This window comes from Croceicoccus sp. Ery5 (genome assembly GCF_020985325.1).
In the GTDB taxonomy this organism is placed as follows: domain Bacteria; phylum Pseudomonadota; class Alphaproteobacteria; order Sphingomonadales; family Sphingomonadaceae; genus Croceicoccus.
The window spans coordinates 1,543,591-1,568,352 of sequence record NZ_CP087587.1; the positions used below are offsets into that span (position 1 = coordinate 1,543,591).

Annotated in this window: 20 protein-coding genes; 16 read left to right on the forward strand and 4 right to left on the reverse strand. The window is 63.1% G+C overall.

Annotated elements, in window-relative coordinates; translation table 11 throughout:
• Positions 1 to 3 precede the first annotated feature (3 nt).
• From nuoF to LOZ74_RS07195, 13 genes are read left to right on the forward strand one after another with little or no spacing between them, the layout of a single operon-like run.
• Positions 4 to 1,293, forward strand: coding sequence for an NADH-quinone oxidoreductase subunit NuoF (gene nuoF / locus LOZ74_RS07135; RefSeq protein ID WP_230293465.1), 1,290 nt, complete (start codon positions 4 to 6; stop codon positions 1,291 to 1,293).
• On the forward strand, positions 1,293 to 3,299 hold the full coding sequence (nuoG, locus tag LOZ74_RS07140) for an NADH-quinone oxidoreductase subunit NuoG (protein WP_230293466.1): 2,007 nt from the start codon (positions 1,293 to 1,295) through the stop codon (positions 3,297 to 3,299). Before nuoF ends, nuoG begins: the two co-directional genes overlap by 1 nt.
• Entirely contained in the window at positions 3,296 to 4,339 is a 1,044-nt protein-coding gene (gene nuoH / locus LOZ74_RS07145) for an NADH-quinone oxidoreductase subunit NuoH (protein ID WP_230293467.1), read from the forward strand. The genes nuoG and nuoH overlap by 4 nt, the downstream gene beginning before the upstream one ends.
• On the forward strand, positions 4,336 to 4,821 hold the full coding sequence (gene nuoI, locus LOZ74_RS07150) for an NADH-quinone oxidoreductase subunit NuoI (protein WP_230281305.1): 486 nt from the start codon (positions 4,336 to 4,338) through the stop codon (positions 4,819 to 4,821). Before nuoH ends, nuoI begins: the two co-directional genes overlap by 4 nt.
• Positions 4,822 to 4,848: 27 nt before the next feature.
• Positions 4,849 to 5,466 (forward strand): NADH-quinone oxidoreductase subunit J, encoded by a 618-nt coding sequence (locus LOZ74_RS07155; RefSeq protein WP_230293468.1) that lies wholly within the window; start codon positions 4,849 to 4,851, stop codon positions 5,464 to 5,466.
• 11 nt (positions 5,467 to 5,477) lie between these two features.
• The gene (gene nuoK, locus LOZ74_RS07160) at positions 5,478 to 5,783 is read left to right on the forward strand and encodes an NADH-quinone oxidoreductase subunit NuoK (protein WP_230281303.1); all 306 of its coding nucleotides are present in this window, start codon (positions 5,478 to 5,480) and stop codon (positions 5,781 to 5,783) included.
• A 10-nt stretch (positions 5,784 to 5,793) separates the two neighbouring features.
• On the forward strand, positions 5,794 to 7,794 hold the full coding sequence (nuoL, locus tag LOZ74_RS07165; protein WP_230293469.1) for an NADH-quinone oxidoreductase subunit L: 2,001 nt from the start codon (positions 5,794 to 5,796) through the stop codon (positions 7,792 to 7,794).
• Between the two features lie 4 nt (positions 7,795 to 7,798).
• Positions 7,799 to 9,355: an NADH-quinone oxidoreductase subunit M gene (locus LOZ74_RS07170; RefSeq protein ID WP_230293470.1), complete on the forward strand. Its 1,557-nt coding sequence runs from the start codon at positions 7,799 to 7,801 to the stop codon at positions 9,353 to 9,355.
• Complete coding sequence (nuoN, locus tag LOZ74_RS07175) at positions 9,355 to 10,824, forward strand: NADH-quinone oxidoreductase subunit NuoN (RefSeq protein WP_230293471.1); 1,470 nt, start codon at positions 9,355 to 9,357, stop codon at positions 10,822 to 10,824. Before LOZ74_RS07170 ends, nuoN begins: the two co-directional genes overlap by 1 nt.
• A 4-nt stretch (positions 10,825 to 10,828) precedes the next feature.
• The gene (locus LOZ74_RS07180) at positions 10,829 to 11,584 is read left to right on the forward strand and encodes a biotin--[acetyl-CoA-carboxylase] ligase (RefSeq protein ID WP_230293472.1); all 756 of its coding nucleotides are present in this window, start codon (positions 10,829 to 10,831) and stop codon (positions 11,582 to 11,584) included.
• Position 11,585: 1 nt separating this feature from the next.
• A complete protein-coding gene (locus tag LOZ74_RS07185) occupies positions 11,586 to 12,374 on the forward strand; it encodes a type III pantothenate kinase (RefSeq protein WP_230293473.1) in 789 nt (262 codons plus the stop codon).
• On the forward strand, positions 12,371 to 14,026 hold the full coding sequence (locus tag LOZ74_RS07190) for a ribonuclease J (protein ID WP_230293474.1): 1,656 nt from the start codon (positions 12,371 to 12,373) through the stop codon (positions 14,024 to 14,026). Before LOZ74_RS07185 ends, LOZ74_RS07190 begins: the two co-directional genes overlap by 4 nt.
• Before the next feature lie 16 nt (positions 14,027 to 14,042).
• Positions 14,043 to 14,360, forward strand: a complete 318-nt coding sequence (locus tag LOZ74_RS07195; protein ID WP_230293475.1) for a DUF1467 family protein — start codon at positions 14,043 to 14,045, stop codon at positions 14,358 to 14,360.
• A gap of 43 nt (positions 14,361 to 14,403) precedes the next feature.
• On the opposite strand, the gene LOZ74_RS07200 is transcribed toward LOZ74_RS07195, so the two are convergent.
• Complete coding sequence (locus LOZ74_RS07200; protein WP_230293476.1) at positions 14,404 to 17,682, reverse strand: hypothetical protein; 3,279 nt, start codon at positions 17,680 to 17,682, stop codon at positions 14,404 to 14,406.
• Positions 17,683 to 17,969: 287 nt separating this feature from the next.
• Here LOZ74_RS07200 and LOZ74_RS07205 point away from each other — a divergent pair, with 287 nt between their 5' ends.
• Genes LOZ74_RS07205 through LOZ74_RS07215 form a run of 3 tightly spaced genes read left to right on the forward strand, consistent with a single transcriptional unit; the run spans position 17,970 to position 21,534 of the window.
• Positions 17,970 to 19,160 (forward strand): hypothetical protein, encoded by a 1,191-nt coding sequence (locus tag LOZ74_RS07205; protein ID WP_230293477.1) that lies wholly within the window; start codon positions 17,970 to 17,972, stop codon positions 19,158 to 19,160.
• 23 nt (positions 19,161 to 19,183) lie between these two features.
• Positions 19,184 to 20,158, forward strand: coding sequence for a hypothetical protein (locus LOZ74_RS07210; protein WP_230293478.1), 975 nt, complete (start codon positions 19,184 to 19,186; stop codon positions 20,156 to 20,158).
• Between the two features lie 5 nt (positions 20,159 to 20,163).
• The gene (locus LOZ74_RS07215) at positions 20,164 to 21,534 is read left to right on the forward strand and encodes a sensor histidine kinase KdpD (protein ID WP_230293479.1); all 1,371 of its coding nucleotides are present in this window, start codon (positions 20,164 to 20,166) and stop codon (positions 21,532 to 21,534) included.
• A 23-nt stretch (positions 21,535 to 21,557) separates the two neighbouring features.
• Here the strand turns inward: LOZ74_RS07215 and LOZ74_RS07220 are convergent, their stop codons facing one another.
• The 3 genes from LOZ74_RS07220 to gltX all read right to left on the reverse strand — a co-directional run bounded on the left by LOZ74_RS07220 (position 21,558) and on the right by gltX (position 24,682).
• Positions 21,558 to 21,761, reverse strand: coding sequence for a hypothetical protein (locus tag LOZ74_RS07220; RefSeq protein WP_230293480.1), 204 nt, complete (start codon positions 21,759 to 21,761; stop codon positions 21,558 to 21,560).
• A gap of 35 nt (positions 21,762 to 21,796) precedes the next feature.
• Positions 21,797 to 23,080 (reverse strand): citrate synthase, encoded by a 1,284-nt coding sequence (locus tag LOZ74_RS07225; protein WP_230293481.1) that lies wholly within the window; start codon positions 23,078 to 23,080, stop codon positions 21,797 to 21,799.
• Positions 23,081 to 23,191: 111 nt separating this feature from the next.
• On the reverse strand, positions 23,192 to 24,682 hold the full coding sequence (gene gltX, locus LOZ74_RS07230; RefSeq protein WP_230293482.1) for a glutamate--tRNA ligase: 1,491 nt from the start codon (positions 24,680 to 24,682) through the stop codon (positions 23,192 to 23,194).
• Positions 24,683 to 24,762 lie beyond the last annotated feature (80 nt).

Consider the following 24,762-nt stretch of genomic DNA (forward strand, 5'->3'; position numbering starts at 1 on the left):
TCGATGCTGGCTGATAAAGACCGCATCTTCACGAACGTCTACGGCTACCAGCCGTGGAACCTGTCCGCTGCGCAAAAGCGCGGCGACTGGGACAATACCAAGGACATCCTTGCCAAAGGGCAGGATGCGATTATCGACGAGATCAAGGCATCGGGCCTGCGCGGTCGCGGTGGCGCGGGTTTCCCGACCGGTCTGAAATGGTCGTTCATGCCCAAGGAAAGCCCCGACGGTCGTCCCAGCTTTCTGGTCATCAATGCCGACGAATCCGAACCCGGTTCGTGCAAGGACCGCGAGATTATCCGTCACGACCCGCACAAGCTGATCGAAGGGGCGCTGGTCGCCGGTTTCGCGATGCGCGCACGTGCGGCCTATATCTATATCCGCGGCGAATATATCCGCGAGGCCGAAGTGCTGTTCGCTGCCGTGCAGGAGGCCTATGACGCGGGCCTGATCGGCAAGAATGCAAGCGGTTCGGGTTATGATTTCGACGTCTTTGTCCATCGCGGCGCGGGCGCCTATATCTGCGGCGAAGAAACCGCGATGATCGAAAGCCTTGAAGGCAAGAAGGGCCAGCCCCGCCTGAAGCCGCCGTTTCCGGCAGGCGCGGGGCTTTATGGCTGCCCGACCACGGTCAATAATGTCGAATCCATCGCGGTTGCCCCAACGATCATGCGGCGCGGCGCGGCATGGTTTTCCAGCTTCGGGCGCGAGAACAACAAGGGCACCAAGCTCTTCCAGATCAGCGGGCATGTCGAACGCCCCTGCGTGGTCGAAGAAGAAATGGGTATTCCCTTCCGCGAACTGATCGAAAAGCATTGCGGCGGCATTCGCGGCGGTTGGGACAATCTGCTCGCGGTGATCCCTGGCGGTTCGTCGGTGCCGCTGGTGCCTGCCAACCAGTGTTTAGACATGCCGATGGATTTCGATGGCTGCAAGGAACAGGGCTCGGGCCTTGGTACTGCCGCGGTCATCGTGATGGACAAGTCGACCGACATCGTAAAGGCGATCAGCCGCCTCAGCTATTTCTACAAGCATGAAAGCTGCGGCCAGTGCACGCCTTGCCGCGAAGGCACCGGCTGGATGTGGCGCGTGATGGAACGGCTGCGCACCGGCGAGGCGGCGGTCGAGGAAATCGACATGCTGTTCCAGGTCACCAAACAGGTCGAAGGCCACACGATCTGCGCCCTTGGCGATGCGGCGGCATGGCCGATCCAGGGCCTGATCAAGCATTTCCGCCCCGAGCTTGAACGGCGGATCGCGGCGGCAGGTAACATGGCAGAGGCGGCGGAGTGATGCCCAAGGTAACCGTAGACGGACAGGAAATCGAGGTTCCGGCAGGCGCAACCGTGCTGCAGGCGGCAGAGCTTGCGGGCAAGGAAATTCCGCGCTTCTGCTATCACGAGCGGCTGTCGATTGCCGGCAATTGCCGCATGTGCCTCGTCGAGGTGAAGCCCGGACCGCCCAAGCCGCAGGCTTCGTGCGCGCTTCCGGCTGCCGACGGGCAGGAAATCCGCACCGATACCGAGATGGTCAAAAAGGCGCGCGAAGGGGTGATGGAGTTTCTCCTCATCAACCATCCGCTCGATTGCCCGATCTGCGATCAGGGTGGCGAATGCGATCTGCAGGACCAGTCGATCGCCTACGGCCGCGGCGCGACGCGTTATGACGAAAACAAGCGCGCAGTGACCGAGAAATATATGGGTCCGCTGATCAAGACGGTGATGACCCGCTGCATCCACTGCACGCGCTGCGTCCGCTTTAGCGAGGAAATCGCGGGCGTGGACGAGATCGGCGCGCTGTTCCGTGGCGAGAACATGCAGATCACGACCTATCTGGAGCAGGCCGCCAAGCATGAGCTTTCGGCCAATGTGATCGACCTGTGCCCCGTCGGCGCGCTCACCAGCCGTCCCTATGCGTTCGAAGCGCGTCCGTGGGAGCTGAAGAAGACGCTGGGCATTGACGTGATGGACGCGGTCGGCGCGAATATCCGCATCGACAGCCGCGGCCGCGAAGTGCTGCGCATCCTGCCGCGCATCAACGACGATGTGAACGAGGAGTGGATCGCCGACAAATCGCGCTATGCGGTCGACGGGCTGACGCGTCGTCGTCTCGACAAGGTCTGGATCCGCAAGCGGGGCAAGCTGGAAGAGGCGAGCTGGGACGAGGCGTTTAAGAAGATCAAGGCCGCCAAGGCCGGCAAGGATATTGCCGCCGTCTATGGCGATCTCGTCGATTGCGAGACCATGTTCGCGGCCAAGGCACTGCTGAAGGCTTGCGGTTCGACCCTGATCGAAGGGCGCCAGACCGGCCTGGTCTATGACACGTCGAGCCTGACCGCCGTGAATTTCAACACCACGCTCGCCGGTATCGAGAATGCCGATGCGGTGCTGGTCATCGGCAGCCAGATCCGGCACGAGGCTCCGCTGCTGAACGTCCGGCTGCGCAAGGCGGTGAAGAAGGGCGCGGCGATTTTCCACGTCGGCCCCGAATATGACACCACGTACAAGACGCGCTTCCTTGGCAATGATCTGGCGGTGCTGAACGCGCTGCCTGCCGAAGTGGTCGATGCGATGAAGGGGGCCGAGCGGCCTGCGATCATCGTCGGCGGCGCGGCGCTGGGCCGCGGCGCGCTGGGCAAGGCGCTGGCGCTGGCGGCGGAATTCCATGTCGTGAAAGACGGCTGGAACGGGTTCAACGCGCTCCATTTCTCGCCCTCGCGCATGGGCGGGTTGCTGCTCGGCCTCGCGCAGAAGGGCGGGATGGCGGATATCGTCGCGGCCAAGCCCAAGCTGCTGCTGTCGCTGGGTGCGGACGAGATGGATTACACGCCGTTCGAGGATGCGCTGAAGGTCTATATCGGCCATCACGGCGACAAGGGCGCGCATGCGGCGGATATCATCCTGCCTGCAGCGGCCTATACCGAAAAAGCGGGCACCTACGTCAATATCGAAGGCCGCGTGCAGCGGTCGGAGAAGGCGGTATTCGCGCCCGGAGACGCGCGTGAGGACTGGACGATCCTGCGTGCCATGGCGGATGCGCTGGGCGTTTCGGTCGGTTTTGACAATTTCGACCAGCTGCGCGCGGCGATGTTCGCGGATACGCCGGCGCTCGCGAATGAAGGACTGGCCGTGACCGGCGGCACGCTTCCGGCGGGTGGCGGTGACGCTTCGGGCGTGATCGCGGCCTATCCGATTGCCGATCCCTATCTCACCAATCCGATCCTGCGCGCCAGCCCGACGATGCAGCGCTGCTCGGCAGAACTGTTCCATGGCGAGGACATTGCGGAGGCCGCGGAATGACCGACTTTTTCGTATCCCTCGGCATGCAGTACGAATGGGCGTGGTTTATTGCCACGGTCATTGGCGTGTTGCTGATCGCCCTGCCGCTGATGCTGGGCGTGGCGATGATCATCTATGCGGACCGCAAGATCTGGGCCGCCATGGCATTGCGCCGCGGTCCCAACGTGGTCGGTCCGTTCGGCCTGCTGCAAAGCTTCGCAGACGGTCTGAAGGTGTTTCTGCAGGAAACCATCATCCCCTCGGCCGCGAACAAGGGCCTGTTCCTGATCGCGCCGATCATCACTTTCACCGTCGCGCTGATGGCTTGGGCGGTCGTGCCGTTCGGCCCCGGCGTGGTGCTGGCGGATATCAATATCGGCCTGCTCTATATCCTCGCGATCAGCTCACTGGGGGTTTACGGCGTGGTGATCGCGGGCTGGGCATCGAATTCGAAATATCCGTTTTTCAGCGCGATGCGTGCCGCTGCTCAGATGATCTCTTATGAAGTGTCGATCGGCTTCATCCTGATCTGCGTGATCCTGTTCGCCAACACGAACAATCTGTCGGAAATGATCGAGGCGCAGCGCGGCTTTGGCTTTGGCATCGTCAACGGGTTCTTCTTCCACATATTGCTGTTCCCGATGTGGGTGCTGTTCCTGATATCGGGCATGGCCGAAACCGCGCGCGCGCCGTTCGACCTGACCGAGGCGGAAAGCGAACTCGTCGCCGGTTACCAGACCGAATATTCGTCGATGAGCTTTGCGCTGTTCTGGCTGGGCGAATATGCGAACGTGCTCCTGATGTGTGCGCTGAACGCGATCCTGTTCTTCGGTGGCTGGCTGCCGCCGATCGACTGGGCGCCGCTGTATTATGTGCCCGGCATCATCTGGTTCCTGTTGAAGATCCTGTTCTTCTTCTTCGTCTTCAGCTGGGTAAAGGCCACCGTGCCCCGCTTCCGCTATGACCAGCTGATGCGTCTTGGCTGGAAAATCTTCCTGCCGATGAGCCTGCTGTTCGTCGTGCTCGTTTCGGGCTGGCTTATGATCACGAGGTATTCATGAGCGTCGCTCACCTGATAAAATCGTTCACCCTGTGGGAGTTCGTGAAGGCGCACGCCCTCACGCTGAAGTATTTCTTCAAGCCCAAGGCGACGATCAACTATCCGTTCGAGAAGAACCCGCTGTCGCCCCGTTTCCGCGGAGAACATGCGCTGCGCCGCTATCCGAACGGCGAAGAGCGTTGCATCGCCTGCAAATTGTGTGAGGCGATCTGCCCTGCGCAGGCGATCACGATCGAGGCCGAGCCGCGCGATGACGGCAGCCGCCGGACCACGCGTTACGACATCGATATGACGAAATGCATCTATTGCGGTTTCTGTCAGGAAGCATGTCCGGTCGACGCGATCGTCGAAGGGCCGAATTTCGAATATGCCACCGAAACGCGTGAAGAACTGCTTTACGACAAGGCGAAACTGCTGGCGAACGGGGACAAGTGGGAGCGTGCGATCGCCGCGAACCTTGAAGCCGACGCGCCGTATCGCTAGGGGCGCGCTCGCGGGACATCAAAACCCATGATCCAGACCATCACCTTCTACCTCTTCGCGGCCCTCGTGATTGCATCGGCCTGCTTCGTCATCATGGCGAGGAACCCTGTGCATTCCGTGCTGTGGCTGATCCTTGCCTTCTTCAACGCGGCGGCGTTGATGGTGCTGGTGGGGGCAGAGTTCATCGCGATGCTGCTTGTCATCGTCTATGTCGGCGCGGTCGCGGTGCTGTTCCTGTTCGTCGTGATGATGCTCGACATCGATTTTGCCGAATTGCGTGCGGGCTTCGTCAAGAATTTCCCGCTGGGCATGGTGCTGACCGTCGTGCTGCTGGCCGAACTGGTGCTGGGCCTTGGCGCTTACCGCGCAGGCGGCATCGTGCTGGGCACGCCCGACGGTGCCAATGCTCCGTTGATGGACCACAGCAATATCGCGTCGATCGGGGCTCTGCTCTATTCGAAATATCTCTTCCTGTTCGAGGCTGCGGGCGTGATCCTGCTGGTCGCCATGGTCGGCGCCATCGTGCTGACGCTGCGCCATCGCCCCGACGTGCGCGGCCAGAACATCTCCAAGCAGGTGAAGCGCCGTCCGGAAGAGGCCATCGTCAAGACCCGTCCCGACGTGGGCGCGGGCGTGAAGCTTTAAAGGAGGGCGCCGTGATCGGAATCGAACATTACGTCGTCGTCAGCTCGATTTTGTTCGTGCTGGGCGTGCTGGGCATCTTCCTCAACCGCAAGAACGTTATCGTCATCCTGATGGCGATCGAACTGATCCTGCTGGCGGTGAATTTGAACCTTGTCGCCTTCAGCGCCTTTCTGGGCGATCTGACCGGCCAGATATTCGCCATGTTCGTCCTGACTGTTGCTGCGGGCGAGGCGGCGATTGGCCTTGCAATCCTCGTGATCTATTTCCGTGGCCGCGGAACGATCGCGGTGGACGATATCCACCGGATGAAGGGATAGGCCGCTCGCGATGATCCAGATTCTCGTCTTTGCGCCGCTGCTGGCGGCGATCATCGCCGGTTTCGGCAACCGTTCCATCGGGGCGTTTCCGGCCAAGGTGATCACCACCGGCGCGCTGTTCCTGTCCTGCGCTCTGGCATGGTCGATCTTCATCCCGTTCATCGCGGGCAGCGCGGAGGCCTATGTCGCGCCGGTCCTGAAATGGGTCCAGTCGGGTGACATGAGCTTCGACTGGGCGCTGCGTGTCGATACGCTGACGGCAGTGATGCTGGTGGTGATCACCAGCGTTTCGGCCCTCGTGCACCTCTATTCGTGGGGCTATATGTCCGACGATCCGGACCAGCCGCGCTTCTTCGCCTATCTGTCGCTGTTCACCTTCGCCATGCTGATGCTGGTGACGGCCGATAACCTCGTCCAGATGTTCTTCGGGTGGGAAGGGGTGGGTCTTGCGTCCTATCTGCTGATCGGGTTCTGGTTCAAGAAGCCCAGCGCCAATGCCGCCGCGATCAAGGCTTTCGTGGTGAACCGCGTCGGCGACCTTGGCTTCATGCTGGGTATTTTCGGCACCTTCCTCGTGTTCAACACGACGTCGATCTCCGAAATACTGGCGGCGGCTCCGGGCATGCAGGGTTCGACGATTACCTTCCTTGGGATGCGTCTCTACACGATGGACATATTGTGCCTGCTGCTGTTCGTCGGCGCGATGGGCAAGTCGGCGCAACTCGGTCTGCACACATGGCTTCCCGACGCGATGGAAGGCCCGACCCCCGTGTCGGCGCTGATCCACGCTGCGACGATGGTGACGGCGGGCGTATTCATGGTCTGCCGCCTGTCCCCCATGTTCGAGGTGGCGCCGGTCGCCTCCGGCTTCGTCATTGCCATCGGCGCGCTGACCTGCTTCTTCGCCGCGACCGTCGGCACCACGCAGACCGACATCAAGCGCGTGATCGCCTATTCGACCTGTTCGCAGCTGGGCTATATGTTCTTCGCGGCGGGCGTTGGTGCTTACAATGCGGCGATGTTCCACCTGTTCACCCACGCTTTCTTCAAGGCGTTGCTGTTCCTTGGCGCGGGCTCGGTCATCCATGCGATGCACCACGAACAGGATATGCGTTATTACGGCGGCCTGCGTAAGCAGATCCCGATCACCTTCTGGGCGATGATGGCGGGGACGCTTGCGATTACGGGCGTGGGCCTGTGGTTCGCGCATGCCGGTTTCGCGGGCTTCCATTCCAAGGATGCGATTCTTGAATCGGCCTTTGCCAAGGGCACCGAACTGTCGCAGGTGGCCTTCTTCCTCGGCATTTTCGCCGCGCTGCTGACCAGCTTCTACAGCTGGCGCCTGATGTTCCTTACCTTCTGGGGCAAGCCCCGCTGGATCGAGAGCGAGCACATCCAGCACAGCGTTCACAAGACGCCCGAACAGGCAGGTGCGGACACCACCGGTGGCTATCACCCGCATGAGAGCCCGCTTGTCATGCTGATACCGCTGATCGTGCTGTCGGTCGGTGCCGTGTTCGCAGGCTTTGTCTTCACCCACAGCTTCCTCGACAGCGAGGCATTCTGGGGCGGGTCGCTGTACTATAACGAGCATCTGGTCCATGCGATGCACAATGTGCCGACCTGGGTTAAGGTCGCACCGGGCATCGTGATGCTGATCGGCCTTGCGATCGCGTGGAACAATTACATCCGCGACACCTCGGCACCGGCGCGCTTCGTGGCGCAGTTCGGCTTCCTGTACCAGTTCCTTAAGAACAAATGGTATTTCGACGAGCTGTATAATGCGATCTTCGTGAAGCCGGCTTTCTGGCTGGGGCGCAAGTTCTGGAAGATCGGCGATGTCGGCATCATCGACCGCTTCGGGCCCAACGGCGCGGCGCTGGTCGTGGCAGCCAGCTCGCGCATCGCTAGCCGGACGCAGTCGGGTTATATCTATTCCTACGCTCTGACCATGCTGCTTGGCCTTGTCGCCGCGATCAGCTGGGTCATTGCAACCATGGCGGGGCATTAAGTTCGTGGACGGCTTTCCGATCCTTTCGCTCATGCTTGCGGTGCCGCTGGTCGGCGCCATCGCATGCTTCTTCGTATCCGCGCAGACGGCGCGCGTGGTCGCGCTGGCGGCAACGCTGGTCAATCTGGCGCTGGGCATCGTGCTTTGGGGCGCATTCGACGTCGGCGGCGCGCAGTGGCAGTTTACCGAACGGGCAGAACTGTTCGCGGGCTTCAGCTATGCGCTGGGCATTGACGGCATTGCCCTGCTGCTGATCATGCTGACGCTGTTCCTGATGCCGATCTGCATCGGTGCCAGCTGGAACTCGATCGAAAAGCGCGTTGGCGAGTACATGGCCGCGTTCCTGATCATGGAAACGCTGATGATCGGCGTGTTCGCGGCGCAGGATTTGTTCCTGTTCTACATCATGTTCGAAGCAGGACTGATCCCGATGTATCTGATCATCGGTATCTGGGGCGGCGATAACCGCATCTATGCTGCCTATAAATTCTTCCTCTACACGCTGATCGGCTCGGTGCTGATGCTGATCGCGATGTTCTGGATGGTGCGCGAAGCGGGGACGACCGACATCCCGACGCTGATGTCCTATGACTTCCCGGCGGGCGCGCAGAACTGGTTGTGGCTGGCCTTCTTCGCCAGCTTCGCGGTGAAGATGCCGATGTGGCCGGTCCACACCTGGCTGCCCGACGCGCACGTGCAGGCGCCGACGGCCGGCTCGGTCATTCTGGCCGGCGTGCTGCTGAAGATGGGCGGTTATGGTTTCATCCGCTTCTCGATCCCGATGTTCCCCGACGCATCCGTGCATTTCGCATGGCTGGTTTTTGCGATGTCGATGATCGCAGTGGTCGTCACCAGCCTGATCGCGCTGGTCCAGCACGATATGAAGAAGCTGATCGCCTACTCGTCGGTCGCGCATATGGCGATCGTGACGGCGGCGCTGTTTGCTTTCAACGTGCAGGGTTTCGAAGGCGCGATGATGGTGATGCTGGGCCACGGCCTTGTGTCGGGTGCGCTGTTCCTGTGCGTGGGCGTGATTTATGACCGTCTGCATACGCGAGAAATTTCGCGTTACGGCGGGCTGGCGATAAACATGCCCAAATACGCAACCTTCTTCCTGCTGTTCACCATGGCCTCGATCGGCCTGCCGGGGACCAGCAATTTCATCGGCGAATTCCTCGGCCTTGCAGGCATCTATCAGGCGTCGAGCTGGGTGGCGTTCGTTTGCACCACCGGCATTATTCTGGGCGCGGGCTATATGCTCTATCTCTATCGCCGCGTGGCCTTTGGCGACCAGAAGAACGCCGATGCCGCCGCCATGCCCGACATGGATGCGCGCGAATGGATGATGATGGTCCCGCTCGCGGCAGCGACTTTGTGGATGGGCGTCTATCCCGAAAGCTTCCTTGCACCGATGCGCGGCGATATCGAATGGCTCGACCAACGGCTTGAAAGCGTGGCGCCCGCCGGCGATGCGCATCTCGCCATGCCGAGCGCGGAAGAGCAAGCTGCCGCAGCGGCCGCTGCCGAAGAACACCATGATGCGGGTGAGGGTGCCCACTGATGACCGATTTCTCGCAATCCCTCGCGCTTATCGTCGCAGAGGAAATCCTCACCGTAGCGGGCCTTGTCCTGCTGCTTGCCGCCGCATGGATGGGCGACAAGGCATCGCGCGCCATTTCGATCGCAGCGGTCGCCGTGCTGGTCGCCTGTGCTGCCTTTGCTGTGCCCACATTGTGCGGCGGGCTGATGGGGCCGGATCGTCTGGCATTTCTGGGCCAGTATAATGCCGACGCCTTCTCTGCGTTCGCCAAGCTGCTGATCTATATCTCGGCAGCGGTGACGTTGATGGTCGCGCCGCGCTTCCTCGAACATTATGGCGCGATGCGGGCGGAATTCCCCGTGCTGGTGCTGTTCGCGGTGCTGGGCATGAACATGATGGTGTCGGCGGGCGATTTCCTGACATTATATATCGGTCTGGAGCTGAACTCGCTGTCGGCCTATGTGCTCGCCGCTTTCCTGCGGACCGACGAACGTTCTGCCGAGGCGGGCCTTAAATATTTCGTGCTCGGCGCGCTGGCCAGCGGCATCATCCTGTTCGGCATGAGCCTGACCTATGGCTTTACCGGAAGCACCGATTTCAGCGCCGTGCGCGCCGCCATGGATGGCGAGATCGGGACGGGCGCGATCTTCGGCCTTGTCTTCGTGCTGGCTGGTCTTGCGTTCAAGATCAGCGCCGTGCCGTTCCACATGTGGACGCCCGACGTGTACGAAGGCGCGCCGACGCCGGTCACCACCTTTTTCGCCACCGCACCCAAGGTTGCCGCCCTTGCGCTGACCATGCGGGTCGCATTGGGCGCATTCGGCGGGCAGACCGGCGCATGGCAGCAGATCGTGATCTTCGTGGCACTCGCCTCGATCATCGTGGGTGCATTGGGCGCCATCGGGCAATCCAATATCAAGCGGCTGCTGGCGTTCTCCTCGATCAATAATATCGGCTTCCTGCTGATCGGACTTGCTGCCGCGACGCCGCAGGGCGCATCGGCCATGCTCGTCTATCTGGCGATCTATGTGGCGATGAGCATTGCGGGCTTTACCGTGGTGCTGATGCTGCGCGACGTCGACGGCAAGCCGGTGGAGGCGATTGCCGATCTGGCAGGCCTGTCCTCGGTCCGGCCGGCAATGGCATGGGCGCTGCTTGCGGTGATGTTCAGCCTTGCCGGCATTCCGCCGCTGTTCGGTTTCTGGGGCAAGTTTGTCGTGTTTCAGGCCGCTGTCGATGCCGATATGATCGTGCTGGCGGCGCTGGGCATCGCGGCCAGCGTGATCGGTGCGTTCTATTATATCAAAGTGCTGAAGGTCGCCTTTTTTGACGAGCCCAGCGGGCGTATCGCCAAGGAAGGCGGTCCGCTGTCGCACCAGATCATCCTGCTTGTCTCGTGCTTGTTCATTTCGCCGCTGGGCTATGTGCTGACCCCATGGCTGGGCGCGCTGGCGGACAAGGCTGCGCAGGCGCTGTTCTTCGTCGGCTGATCGGGTGGAGGCCCCTGCGCCATCCTTCCCTCACAGGCTCGAGGTCGTCGAAACGATCGCTTCGACCAATGGCGAACTGCTCGACCGCCTCTCCCGCGGCGAGGGGCTTCGGGAGGGCGACTGGCTGATCGCCAACCGGCAGGAATCGGGCCGCGGAAGACTCGGCCGCCAGTGGCAGGACGCGAGCGGCAATTTCATGGGTTCGACCGGCGTGGCGATCCGCGCCGGCGATCCGATGCCGCATACGCTGGCCCTTGTGGCGGGGATCGCCGTCCATGATGCGGTCGCTGCTTTTCTGCCTGACCGTGGCGGGCTCATGCTCAAATGGCCGAACGATCTGCTGCTGCGCGGTGCGAAGCTGGCGGGGATATTGCTGGAGCGCAAGGGCGATCACGTCATTATCGGAATAGGCGTCAATCTGGCCAGCGCGCCCGATCTGGCCGACCGGGCCACCATATCGCTTGCGGTCAACGATACACCAGTGGACCGTGACCGGTTCGCGAACCGGCTCGCCGCGTCGATGGCTGACGAACTCATCCGATGGCGAACGAACGGCCTTGCCGATATTCTCGCCCGCTGGACCGCTCGCGGCCCCGTTCTGGGAACCCGCGTCGCTGCCAATCCTGCGGGAGAGGGGCAACTGACCGGAACCTATCGGGGGCTCGATCCTGACGGCGCGCTGTTGATGCGCTTGGCGGGCGGGGCCGATCGTGCCATTCACGCGGGCGAGGTTGAACTGCTCGGCAACGGGGAAGACTGACATGCTGCTCGCCTGCGACGTCGGCAATACCAATATTGTTTTCGCCTTGATGGAGGGGCGCAAGGCCCGCACACGCTGGCGCATCGCGACCGATGCGCGACGCACGGCGGATGAATATGCCGTCTGGCTGATGCAGCTGTTCGCGCTGGAAGGGCTGGACTTCAAGGCGGTGTCGCAGATGATCGTCTCGACCGTCGTCCCGCGTGCGCGCCATAATCTGACCGTGCTGGGTGAGAAATATTTCGGCGGCACACCCATGTTCGCGGGCGAACCGCCCGTCGGTTACGGCATCCGCGCCGATGTTGACGAACCCGGATCGCTGGGCGCCGACCGTGCGGTGAACATGGTCGCCGCGCACGAGCTATGGCAGGGCGACCAGATCATCATCGATTTCGGCACGGCAACGACATTCGACGTGATGGACTTTGCCGGCACCTATAAGGGTGGGATCATCGCGCCGGGCATCAACCTGTCGCTCGACGCGCTGGTCAATGCTGCGGCGAAGCTGCCGCGCATCGCCATCGAAGCGCCCGGTGCCGACCGCAGCGTCATCGGGCGCAACACCGAAAGCCAGATGCAGATCGGCGTGTTCTGGGGCTATGTCGCCATGATCGAGGGGCTGGTCGCACGGCTGCAGGCCGAAGTCGGTCGACCGGCCAAGGTGATCGCCACGGGCGGATTGGCGGTGCTGTTCGACGAATGCACCGATATTTTCGACCATATCGATGTGGATTTGACCCTTCGGGGCCTCGCAATTCTGGCAGAGCGCGCCGATATGAAGGCGCGATGACTCCGAAAGAAGAACTGATATTCCTCGCCCTCGGCGGGTCGGGAGAGATTGGCATGAACGTCAATCTCTATGGATGCGACGGCAAATGGCTGATGGTCGATCTGGGCATGAGCTTTGCCGATCCCGGCTATCCGGGCGTCGATCTGGTGTTCGCCGACCTCGATTTCATTGAGGAGCGGGCCGAGGATCTGGTCGGCATCGTGCTGACCCATGCGCATGAGGATCACATTGGCGCGGTCCCCTATTTCGCGGGCGATCTGGGCGTGCCGCTATACGCGACGCCGTTCACGGCGGCGTTGGTGCACGAAAAGCTGGTCGAGGCGGGGATCGAGGACGAGGTCGAGCTGCATGTCATCGACCATCTGGACAATTTCCGGCCCGGCGGTTCGATTTCGCCGTTTCAGGTCCGCTATGTCCCGCTGGCCCATTCGATTGCCGAGGGGAACGCGGTACTGATCGAAACGCCGTTCGGGCGCGTGTTTCACACCGGCGACTGGAAGCTGGACGAGGATCCGCAGATCGGCGAACCCTCCACGCCCGAGGAGCTGACCGAGATCGGCGACGGGGGCGTGCTCGCGCTGGTGTGCGATTCGACCAATGTTTTCAATCCCAAGCCTTCGGGCAGCGAGGGCGAAGTGCGTGCGGGGCTGGAGAGCGAGATTGCCCGCCATCGCGGCAAGCGTGTTCTGGTCACGACATTCGCGTCGAATGTGGCGCGGCTTCAAACCCTGGGGCAGGTGGCAAGGGATTCGGGGCGCAAGTTGTGCGTGGCGGGGCGGTCGCTGGACCGTATCATCCGTGCGGCGCAATCGAACGGATATTTGCGCGATTTCCCGACGACTGTCGATTTCGACACCGCGATGGCTCTGCCGCGCGGCGAGGTGCTGATCATCGCGACCGGCGGTCAGGGCGAGCCGCGCGCCGCACTGGCGCGCATTGCGGCAGAGCAGCATCCGATCGATCTGGACGAAGGCGATGTCGTCCTGTTCTCCAGTCGGCAGATTCCGGGCAACGAGCTGGCCATCGGGCGCATCATGAACCAGCTGGCCGCGCGCGGGATCGACATGGTGACCGACCGGCAGGAGTTGATTCACGTATCGGGCCATCCCGGCAGGCCGGAGCTTGAAGCGCTTTATGGCTGGATCAGGCCCGAAATTCTTGTCCCCGTGCATGGTGAGATGCGGCACATGGCCGAACAGGCGCGCGTCGGTGCGCTTGCGGGCATTCCGAAGCAGATCGTGCAGAAAAACGGCGATATCATCCGCCTTGCGCCCGGAAAGCCGGGCAAGATCGGCGAAAGCAGGGCGGGAAGGCTTGTGCTGGATGGTGACATCATCGTCCCCGCCGACGGCGATTCCATCGTCGAGCGGCGGCGTCTGGCGCATAACGGCCATATTACGGTGGTGCTGCCGCCCGACGGCGCCAAGGGCGACGTGCTGATCAATGCGATCGGCCTGCCTTTGGTCGAGGATATGGACGAGTTTCTCGACGAAGCGAAAAGCGACGTTCTGACCGCCATTTCACGCCTGAAAGGGCGTGCGCGCGATCCCGAGGCGGTGCAGGAAGCGGCTCGACTGGCTGCCCGCCGTGCGGCGCGGCGGTGGTCCGGCAAAAACCCGCAAGTCGCGGTGCTTGCGATGGAAGCGGGCTGAGCCTAATCCCCCGTCCATGCAATGGACTTCGGGAATCGCGATCTACTTCCTTTTGTGGATCTTCAGCGCCTTTATCGTCATGCCGTTCGGCGTGCGGACCCATCACGATGCGGGGACGGTGCCCGAAACGGGCCATGCCGATAGCGCGCCGGTCAATTTTCGTCCGTGGCGTATCGTGTGGCGCACCACATTGCTGGCGGTCGTCCTGTTCGTGCTGTTCTATCTGAATTACACACAGGGCTGGATCACGGCGGAGGATCTGGATTTCTTCCCCGCGCCCCCGGATATTTCGGCCGAACAGAGCCTGACGACCGGCCACGCGGCGGGCGAATAAAGAAAAGGGGCGGAACCGTTAAGGTTTCCGCCCCTTTCTACGTTCAACGACGCAGCCGCTCGATCGACTGGGCAAGCGCGACATAGAGCTTGCCCATATCGCTCGACAGCACGGTCACGGCCAGCGAATTGCCCTCGCGAGTGGCCAGCAGATTGCGCAACATGGCCTCGAAATCGTGGATGTAACGGTTGACGTGTTCGCGGAACTCGCCGTTCGCTTCGAAATGTTCGACGATCAGGCGGGCGTCGGCATTGTCGATCAGGCGCACGGCGCGGCGGGTGAAAATGCCGCGTTCGCCCTTGAGATAGGCCTGCCATGCGCTGTCGCTGACATCGGCAGAGAGCACCTTGTCGATGTCGATGGCCGTCGAGTTCAGCGATTCGGTGATCTGCGACACGCGGCGTGCGAAATGATCGTCGATGTCCTCTTCGGCACGGCGACGCGCCTCGGCCACGCGATATTCCAGATGACCGGTGATTTCGTTCACGCGGTTCAGATGATCCTCAAGCTCGCCAGCGGCGTCGCGGGCCGCACTGGTCGCACGCGACACGGCGGCGTCCAGTGTTTCCAGCGTGTCCTTTGTGCTCGCTTCGACGGCTTCGCGCACCACGATGCTGCTCTCGTGGGCCAGCTTTTCGGCAATGGCGCGCACGGCTTCGGATGATGTGCCCTCGATATTGGCGACGGCTTCGCGGCTTGCTTCGGCAAGGCGGCTGATGGCGCCGCCCAGGGTGGCCTCTGCGGCTTCGGCCATGGCTTCGCTATCGCTGCGCGCAAGGGCCAGCGTATCGCGCAACTCGGCGATCTGGCTCGCGTGCTCGCTGCCGCGTTCGTGCAGGCTGGCATGCAGCTGCTCCAGCTCGGCAATGGCGGAACGGGTGCTCTGGCGGGCGGTTTCGACCGCCGTGTCCAGCGCCTTACTGTTCTCGCCCGCTTCGCCCAGCGCCGCGCGCAGGCCGTCCATGCGTTCGGAAACGCCCGTCAGGCGCGTTTCCGCCTCGGTCAGCGATTCGGGCAGCGCTTCGCGGCTGTGGCGCGCGCTGGCTTCGATCAGTTCAAGCAAGCGCACCGAATTATCGGTCAGCGCCAGCACCGCGGTATCGGTGCCTGCCAAAGCCTCGCGGCTTTCGGTCAGCTTGGCCGCCAGCGAGGCAAGGCTGGCCCCGACGATCGATTCGGCCTCGCGCCCGCAGTCGGCGACTTGCTCCATGCGCTTGCCGAAGTCGGCGATGCGTCCGGCGATAATCTCGGCATGGCGCGCCAGCGATTCGCTGGTTGCCTGCTGGCGACGGCGACGCTCGTCGAGCTGGCTGTCGATCTCGGCAAGCTGCTGTTCCAGCGTCTGCAGGCCTTCCTGTCCTGCGGCGATGCGCGCCTCGCGGCGTTCGTCGAAGCTGCGGTCGATGGCATCGAGCTGTTCGGCGGCCGCCTCGGTCATTTCGCGGCCCGCAGCCAGCTGGCGCAGGCGGCGTTCTTCGAATCCTTGCTCGATGGCGGCGAATTGCTGGGCGATCGCCTCACCGAATTCGCGCTGGACGTTCTGGTATGTTGCGCGGCGCTGTTCGATGCGCGCGTCGAAATCGTCGAGCTGGCCGGTGACGGCATCGCCGAACTCGCGCTGCGCGGTCAGATAGCTTTGGCGGCGTTCCTCGATCCGGCCATCGACTTCGTCGAGCTGGGTGGCCAGTGCCTCTGTCAGGCTGCGACCGGCGGCCTCGCCCTTCTGGCGGCGCTGATCGATTTCGCTGTCCAATGCCTCCAGACCGGCGCGCAAGCGATCTGCCAGCGTCCGGGTTGCGGCCTCGCTGCGTTCGATGCGGCCCGAAATCTCGCTTTCCAGCGTTTCGCCGTGCTGAAGCAATTCGCCGTGCAAGCGCCCGATTTCCAGCGACAGCAGGGATATGCGCGAGCCAACGGTTTCCAGCGTTTCCTCGCTCTTGCGATCCAGCCCCGAGAACATCGTCGCGGCCTCGCGTCCACCCTCGGCCATGCGGTCGCGCCATGCGGCCACGGCCTCGGCGCCCACTTCCGCAAAGCGCTGCATCAGCGCGTCCGCCTCGTCGTTTACGGCGGTCAGGCGGTCGCGCCAGCCGTGGATCGCGCTGTCGCCCGAGCTGTCGAAGCCTGCGAACAGGCTCTCCGCCTCTTGCCCGAGGCTGGCGAGCTGATTGCGCAAGCGGTCGAGCGCCTCGGTCTCTCCGCGAGCGACGCGGCCCGCGATATCGCCGCTTTCGCGTTCCAGCTGCGCCAGGCGGTCGCGCAAGGCGCCCAATGCCTCGTTTTCCGCTTCGGCCAGACGGGCGCGGGCCTGTTCGAGAATGCGTTCCATCGCGTCGGCGCGATCGCGCACGGCGGCCAGAGCATCGATTTCCTGCTGGTCCAGACGCTCGCGCAGCACGGCCCCTTCGGCATCCAGCGCAGCGAAGCGGTCTGCCGCGATCGTGCCCAGCTGATCGGCGCAACGTTCGAATTCGGCCAGCGCCTCGTTCACGCGGGCGCGCATCTCGTCAACCTTCAGCGTCGAAGCCTCGCCCGCTTCGCCCAGGCGGCCGAATCCCTCAGTCAGCCGCGCGATCTGTCCGTGCGCGCCTTCGCCTGCCTGTCCGATCGAATTGACCAGATCGCGCGCAGCATTGGTCAGCACCGGCAGCTGTCCGCGCAATTTTTCCATATTGTCGAGCGCGGCGCCCGATACGCCGTGCAGACGATCGACCTGCTGGCCATTGTCGACGATAAGGCCCTGCAAACGCTCTGCATTTTCAGAAAGGCGTTCGCTGGCAATGCGGCCCAGCGATTCAAGGTCGCGGCCTTGCGAGGTCAGGAATTCGCGCGCGATCGACAATTCGGCATTCACCTTGCCCAACCGTTCTTCCAGCGCGCGCGATTCGTTGCGCAGCGACGCGGCGGCATCGGCGAAACGTCCGGCCTCGGCACGGCTGTGCCGCAGGGCCAGCATCCACAGCGCCACGATCAGGGCGGCCGGCATCGACCATTGCGCGATCAGCGCGGTCCACGCCGGAATATCGGCAGGAACGGTACCGCCCAGCCACTGCGCATAGGCGAAAACGCCGGTCCATGCGGCCAGCGCCAGCACGGCGAAGACGGGAACGATCCATCCGGCGCGGCGCGGTGCCTCTGCCTCGAACGCGGGTTCGGCATAGGCCATGTCTTCGGTCAACTCGTAATGCGATGCGGGATCGGCCTGATCATGGCCGGAATGGTCGAAATTGGCACCATGACCATATTCGCCGGATTCGGCATTGTCTGCCGTATCCTGCTGATCTTCCTGCCCAAAGCGGATGATATTACGCCGTCTGTCCATTCTGTTCGCCCGTCCCGACCTTAGGCAGGATGATCTAGCACGAAAGGCAGCGCGAAACAGGCCCCGCAGCGCAATTTTATCGGGGAAGCCTGCGGGACATAGCAGTGGATAAATCGTTGACAGGGCGGGATGGGCGACCCCTTGGACGGCGCAATCGCTTGCCGCCTTTGCACAGATCGCGCGCGCCATCTTGCGCGACGGGCACATTCCACCGCAATAGAGGTGCAGCCTGCCTTGCGGGCGACGGGCCAAGACGGGTGTGATCCTTGCGCATAGCAGTCATTCCAATGCTGGATTGGGTAGAGGGCGGCAATCGCCCGTCGGCCTCGCTGCGCATTGCGGGGGAGCCGATTGCCCGGCACCAGCTGGAAATCGCCGCCGCTGCCGGTGCCAAGCGCTTGCTGGTGCTGGGCGATCCGGGGGACGAGCGGGTGGAAATGATGCTGGGCGCGGCGCGCGTAGCCGGGCTGCAGGCTAAGATCATCCGCGACGCCCCGGCCTTATGCGCCGAAGTGACCGCTGCCGATGAAATGCTGATATTCGGCGATTCGCTGATGGCCGATGCGACCATGGCGCTGGACCTGTGCAGCGGGCGGGGCGTGGCGACCCTGCCGGTGGAGCAGGGGCTGGCTGCCGGTTTCGAACGGATCGATGCCGAATATGCATGGGCGGGGCTGATGATCGTGCCCGGCTCTCTGGCCGAGCGCTTGCGCGAATTGCCGCGCGATTGCGATATTGCATCCTCGCTGCTGCGCATCGCACTGATGACGCGGTTGCAGGCACGACCGGTGGACCCTGTGGCGATTGCCGAGGGGCGCTGGAACCTGATCCGCAGCGAAACGGATGCGCAGGCCGCCGAAAAACGCAGGCTGGACAGTACGATAGCCGAAGCGAGCGGGCAGACGGTGGGCACGAAGATCGCTGGCCGCGTCGCCCAGCAAGTCGGCGGCAGGTTTCTGGAACAGGACCACGGCGATCTGCTGGTCGCGGCCTTTGGCATGTTGCTGGCGGGCGCGGCGCTGGCAGCGACGGGGTTTCAACTGGGCTGGCTGGCATTCCTGTTCATGGGGCTGAGCTGGATGGTGCTGCGCGGACACCGCGTTTTGCAGGCAGTTCGGCGGCAGGCGCGTATGCGGCCGCGCGGACGCGACATGGGGCCGGTGCTGTTTCTGGCATTCGATGCCTTGCTGGTCGCGGTAATCGCGGTGAATGGCGGGCCGGGGCTGGCGCGGCCGCCCGCGTGGTTTGCGGCCTTTATGGCGGTGGCGCTGCTGCGTCTGGGCGCGGCGGAACTGCCTTTTGCCCCGATTCGCCCGTGGCTGGACGACCGGTTTCTGCTGTGCCTTGCGCTGGCACTATCGGCCATCTGGGCAGGGCCGGTAACGCTTTCGATGCTGCTCGCAGGGGTGATTGCACTGGGGTGGATTGTGCTTACGTTCCAATCGGGCACGGCTCGCACGAAACTAACGCGCCCTTAACCACACGGTGATAAGCCAAGCCCATGGGCGAACTGGAAAAGACCGGCGGAATCGCTTCCGCCATGCGCTCCGAACTGAAGCGCGGAGATCGGGTGCTGGGTGCGCGCGGGGTCGTGCTGCGCCATATCATCGGGTGCGAGGATCGCGCCATGTTCTCGGACGCGATTGTCGCGCGCGTGCGCGGACTGGCCAATGATATTGCCGCGCAGCTGGCCGTGAAACTGGCCGAAGCCGCGGGAGAGAAAGACCCCGACCAATGGGTCGAGCATCTTTCGGAACCGCTGGCGGGCGCTCTGATCGATGAACCTTTGTTGCTGGAACATCTGCATTCGGTGGCGATGGAATGGCAGCTGACCGAAAGCCTTGAACGAAGGGCGGGCATGGATCCCGCTCTGTCGCCGCTGCTGCAGGCGCTGATCAGCGCGGACGATCCCAATGCAAGCTCTTTGGCGATGGATCTGCTGACGGGGCAGGCGGCTTTCGTGCGCCATATGCAGCGCATGACGCTGCCGATGACCGAATTGCCCGCCGATGTGCTGTTCGCGGTGCTCAACACATTGCGCGGTGTGGTGGCGGGCGATCTCTCGTTCGAACAACATGCGCGCACGGCAGAGCACAAGATCCGCACCGCCTATGACGAATCGACCACGCGCATCGCGGTCGCCAACCGGCTGGTGCGCGCGCTGGGGGCAGGGGCCTTTGCGGCGCTGTCGGTCAGCCATGCGGGCGTCGCGGTGTTCCTGTCGGCGCTGGCCGCAACCACGGGCGAGACGCGTGACGATATCGCTTCATCCACGGGTGAGAGCCAGCTGGCGCGGCTTGCGCTGTCGCTGCGCGCGGCGGGGCTGGGGGACAAGGAGATCGAGCGCGAGTTCTTTGCGATCCATCCCGACATCACGCTGCCCGATAATTTCGCGGCGCTTCGCGGCAATGACGCACAGGCGTTGCTGACGGGCGGGGCTTCCGCTCCCGCTTCCGGCGAAGTGCCGGAAGGCTGAAGGCAGTGGCGGGCGGCACCATGGCGGCGACCGGCGCGACAATTCCGCTGACGGCGCGTTGCGACCGGCAGGACCGCCTGGTCGAGGCCGATGGCCGTATTGCCGCGCTGCAAAGGGCGTGTGGCGGTGACCTGCCGGGCGCCATTGCGGCGCCCGAATTGCTGCAATTGGTGCGCAAGGCGCGCGTTTACGGGATGAAACTGGCGCAGGCGCTGGCGGTGACGCATCCGGGCGGCTCGCTGTCGGGTTGGGCAGAGATCGAGCCGGACGAGAATGGCTGTGCGATCCGGCTGTCGGACTGGACCGCCGTTGATCATACGCCGTCCGCCGGCGCGATTGCGGACGGAGACGAAGAAGCCGCCGAAACCCGCCTTGCGATCGAGCAATTGCTGGCCGAGGCCGTGCTGTGGCTCGACGCGCAGCAGAATATCGTCGCGCTGGAGACGGAATGCGCCGAATTGTCGCCATTGGTGGTCCGCGCGCGGCACCAGCGGGGGCAGAACTGGTCCACCCTGTTCCAGACGGGCGGCGAGCATCAGGCGCAATGGGGCATTCGCAGCGGGATCGTCGCAGGGATCGAAGGGTCGCAGCGGCGCTGGCACCTGATGCTGGCAGGCGGCACGACGGGCAATGCGGGGCAGCAGATCCTGATCCGCAGGCACGAGGAGCTTATCAGCTCGCAACCCGCGAATGACGAGGATTTGCTGCCTGATAATCTGCTGGCCGACCAGCTTGCCCCCGCGCTCGACGTGCCGGTGCGGCGGATCATCCGGCTGGGTGAGATCATGCGCGACCGTCTGGCGGGGCCGCTTGCGCGCGAATATGTCAATTACGCTGGCGATATCGTGAATGCGGGCGCCCATCTGGCGGGGCTGGCGCAATCGCTGGCCGATGGCGAGGACGAGCCCGAGCCCGAGATGGTGCCGCTGATACTGGGCGAGATTGCCGAGAGCGCGTGCCGCCTGCAAACGACGCGCGCGGCACGCAGGCAGGCGCGGTTCACCATTGCCTATCACCCTGCCCATGCGCTGGGCGACCGGCGCTGGTGCATGCAGGTACTGTTGAACCTGCTGGGCAATGCGGTCGATTACGGCCCGCGCGGCGGGGAAATCTTTGTCGATTGTAAGGTCGAGGGAAAATGGGCTAGCGTCAGCGTCAGCGACGAGGGCAAGCCCCTGTCCGCGCAAGAGCGCGAGTTGATCTTCAGCAAATATGAAAGGCTGGGCCGCGAGGGGGGCGGGGGCACAGGCCTTGGCCTGCATATTTCGCGCCGTCTGGCCGAGGCGATGGGCGGAAGCCTGACCGTTACGCCTGCATCGCAGGGCGGAAACTGCTTTACGCTTCGCCTGAAGGCCGCCGAAACGGCCGAAGGCTGAACGCGCCCCTTACCGGAATGCCGTCAGCGGTCGCTGCGTCGACGCTGCATCAGCCATGCCAGGATCAGCCCCGCGGCCATCGCCAGCACGCCGATATAGGCCCATTGCCGCTTGCCGATCATAAAGCTGCTGGCAGGCCATGAGACCAGTTCCAGACCCTGCAGCGTCCACAAGGTCCCCATAAGAAAAATGACGATGCCGAGGATGGTAAAAGCCAGTCTCAGCATCGTCATATCCTTTATCGCCGAATCAGCGCCAGAAATTAGCGTTGATTGATAGGCACATAATCGCGCTCTGCCGGGCCGGTGTAAAGCTGGCGCGGACGGCCGATGCGCTGGCCGGGATCGGAAATCATCTCGTTCCACTGCGCGACCCAGCCGACGGTGCGGGCAAGGGCGAACAGTGCGGTGAACATCTCGGTCGGGAAGCCGATGGCCGACAGGATCACGCCCGAATAGAAGTCGACGTTCGGGAACAGCTTCTTCTCGATGAAATATTCATCGTTCAGCGCCATTTCTTCCAGCTGCAGGGCAACTTCGAACACAGGGTCGTTGACCTTCAGCGCGTCGAACACTTCGCGCACCGTCTTTTGCATCACGGTCGCCCGCGGGTCGTAGTTCTTATAGACGCGGTGGCCAAAGCCCATCAGGCGGAACGGGTCGTCCTTGTTCTTGGCGCGCGCGATATATTCGGGGATCTTGTCGGGGGTGCCGATTTCGTGAAGCATGTTCAGCGCGGCTTCGTTCGCGCCGCCATGCGCCGGACCCCACAGACAGGCGATGCCCGCCGCGATACAGGCAAACGGGTTCGCACCCGACGAACCGGCCAGACGCACGGTCGAGGTCGAGGCGTTTTGTTCATGGTCGGCATGCAGGATGAAGATGCGGTCCATCGCCTTTTCGACGGCGGGGATCACCTCATATTCCTCGGCCGGGACGCCAAAGGTCATGCGCAGGAAATTGCCGGTATAGCTCAGCGAGTTATCGGGCTGCAGGAAGGGCTGACCGATCGAATATTTATACGCCATCGCCGCAATGGTCGGCATTTTGGCGATCAGGCGGTGCGAGCTGATCTTGCGGTGTTCGGGGTCCGAAATATCGGTGCTGTCGTGATAGAAAGCCGACAGCGCGCCGACAACGCCGCACATGATCGCCATCGGGTGCGCGTCGCGGCGGAAACCCTGATAGAACTGGCGCAGCTGATCGTGCAGCATGGTGTGGCGCGTGATGGTGAATTCGAACTTGTCGAGCTCTTCCTTGGAAGGAAGCTCGCCGTTCAGCATCAGATAGGACACTTCCATGAAGCTGGACTGTTCGGCCAGCTGGCCGATGGGATAGCCGCGGTGCAGCAGCACGCCTTCTTCGCCATCGATAAAGGTCAGGCCTGAATCGCAGCTGGCGGTGGAGGTGAAGCCGGGGTCATAAGTGAACATGCCCGACTTGCCGTAAAGCTTGCCGATATCGACGACATCCGGACCAAGCGTTCCGCTCTTTACCGGAAATTCGTAGTCGCCGCCCCCTGCGGTCAGTTTCGCCGTATCGCCCACTTACTCACTCCTCTTCTTCTAACGTCTCAATTTCCTGTGCCGGCGCACCCGTCAAGCCGGAATGGCATCCGGCCCCGATGCCTATGGCCCCGATGCCTATGGCCCCGATGCCTATGGCACTGCCGCGCCCGCGTGCTCGCGGATGCGCGCAAGGCTTTCCTCGCGGCCCAAAAGCACCAGCACGTCGAAAATCCCGGGCGATGTCGATTGCCCGGTCAGTGCCGCGCGCAGCGGCTGTGCGATCTTGCCAAGGCCCAGCTCGCGCTCTTCGGCCATGGCTTTCAATTCGGTTTCCAGCGGCCCGATCGACCAGTCGGATGCCTGTTCCAGACGATCGGCCACATCGGCCAGCAATTCGCCCGCGCCTTCGGCCTGCAGCAGAGAGGCGGCCTTGTCGTCCAGCGGCAAGGGACGCTGGCGGAACAGGAACAAGGCTCCTTCGGCCAGCTCGTCGAGATTCTTGGCGCGCGCCTTTAGCGATGGCATGGCCTGCACCAGCAGATCGCGATGGCTGTCAGCGTCGAAACCGGCTTCCAGCGCGGCAATGCGCGGTGCGGCCAGATCGGCAAGCCGCGCATCATCCGCCTCGCGCATATATTGCCCGTTCATATTGGCGAGCTTCTTGAAATCGAAGCGCGACGGGCTTTTGCCGACGGCGGGCAGGTCGAACAAGGCGACCGCTTCGTCCCGGCTGAAGATTTCCTGATCGCCATGGCCCCAGCCCAGACGGAGCAGATAGTTCACAACCGCTTCGGGCAGCAGACCCAGCTCGTCGCGATAGGCATCGACACCCATCGCGCCGTGACGCTTGGACAGTTTCGCGCCGTCCGCACCGTGGATCAGCGGGATATGGGCATAGACCGGATCGTCCCATCCGCCTTCGATAGCGTTCATCGCGCGATAGATCGGCAATTGGCGGAAGGCATTGTTCAGATGGTCGTCGCCGCGGATCACATGGGTCACCCCCATCTCGTGATCGTCGACCACCACGGCCAGCATATAGGTCGGCGAACCGTCCGAACGCAGCAGGATGTAATCGTCGATCTCTTCGTTGCGAACCTTGACCTTGCCCTGCACGGCATCCTCGATCTCGGTCACGCCGTCGGTCGGCGTTTTCAGGCGGACGACGAAGGGCGCGCCTTCGGGAGCCTCGGCAGGATCGCGGTCGCGCCAGCGGCCATCATAGCGCAGCGGCTTTTTCGCGGCGCGCTGCTCGGCGCGCATCTGCTCAAGCTCTTCGGCCGTGGCATAGCAGCGATAGGCATGGCCCGCTTCCAGTAGCGTGTTCGCAACCTCTGCATGGCGGGCCGCGCGTTCGGACTGGAACACAGGCGCTTCGTCGTAATCGAAGCCCAGCCAGTCCAGCCCGTCGAGAATGGCGTCGATGGCTTCCTTCGTGGACCGCGCCTTGTCCGTATCCTCGATCCTCAGCAGCGTCTTGCCGCCGAAGTGGCGGGCATAGAGCCAGTTGAACAGCGCGGTGCGCGCGCCGCCGATATGCAGGAAACCGGTGGGCGAGGGTGCGAAACGCGTGACGACAGTTCCTTGCGTCGGGTTTTTCCCCGTTCCGCTGCCGGTTCCGTCTGCCTGGCCGCTTGCCATCTGCGCGTGCTTCCTCTTTCAATACATGTCATGGGCGAGCCGCTCGAACCGGAGACGATTTGGTATGAATGACTTGCGCG

Excerpts from the sequence above, each read along its gene's own strand:
- gltX (WP_230293482.1), bottom strand. The coding sequence starts at position 24,682 with ATGGCAAGCGGCCAGGCAGACGGAACCGGCAGCGGAACGGGGAAAAAC.
- LOZ74_RS07185 (WP_230293473.1), top strand. The coding sequence starts at position 11,586 with ATGCTGCTCGCCTGCGACGTCGGCAATACCAATATTGTTTTCGCCTTG.
- nuoN (WP_230293471.1), top strand. The coding sequence starts at position 9,355 with ATGACCGATTTCTCGCAATCCCTCGCGCTTATCGTCGCAGAGGAAATC.
- LOZ74_RS07195 (WP_230293475.1), top strand. The coding sequence starts at position 14,043 with ATGCAATGGACTTCGGGAATCGCGATCTACTTCCTTTTGTGGATCTTC.
- LOZ74_RS07205 (WP_230293477.1), top strand. The coding sequence starts at position 17,970 with ATGCTGGATTGGGTAGAGGGCGGCAATCGCCCGTCGGCCTCGCTGCGC.
- LOZ74_RS07190 (WP_230293474.1), top strand. The coding sequence starts at position 12,371 with ATGACTCCGAAAGAAGAACTGATATTCCTCGCCCTCGGCGGGTCGGGA.
- nuoH (WP_230293467.1), top strand. The coding sequence starts at position 3,296 with ATGACCGACTTTTTCGTATCCCTCGGCATGCAGTACGAATGGGCGTGG.
- nuoF (WP_230293465.1), top strand. The coding sequence starts at position 4 with ATGCTGGCTGATAAAGACCGCATCTTCACGAACGTCTACGGCTACCAG.
- nuoI (WP_230281305.1), top strand. The coding sequence starts at position 4,336 with ATGAGCGTCGCTCACCTGATAAAATCGTTCACCCTGTGGGAGTTCGTG.
- nuoL (WP_230293469.1), top strand. The coding sequence starts at position 5,794 with ATGATCCAGATTCTCGTCTTTGCGCCGCTGCTGGCGGCGATCATCGCC.
- LOZ74_RS07210 (WP_230293478.1), top strand. The coding sequence starts at position 19,184 with ATGGGCGAACTGGAAAAGACCGGCGGAATCGCTTCCGCCATGCGCTCC.
- nuoG (WP_230293466.1), top strand. The coding sequence starts at position 1,293 with ATGCCCAAGGTAACCGTAGACGGACAGGAAATCGAGGTTCCGGCAGGC.
- LOZ74_RS07220 (WP_230293480.1), bottom strand. The coding sequence starts at position 21,761 with ATGCTGAGACTGGCTTTTACCATCCTCGGCATCGTCATTTTTCTTATG.
- LOZ74_RS07200 (WP_230293476.1), bottom strand. The coding sequence starts at position 17,682 with ATGGACAGACGGCGTAATATCATCCGCTTTGGGCAGGAAGATCAGCAG.
- LOZ74_RS07155 (WP_230293468.1), top strand. The coding sequence starts at position 4,849 with ATGATCCAGACCATCACCTTCTACCTCTTCGCGGCCCTCGTGATTGCA.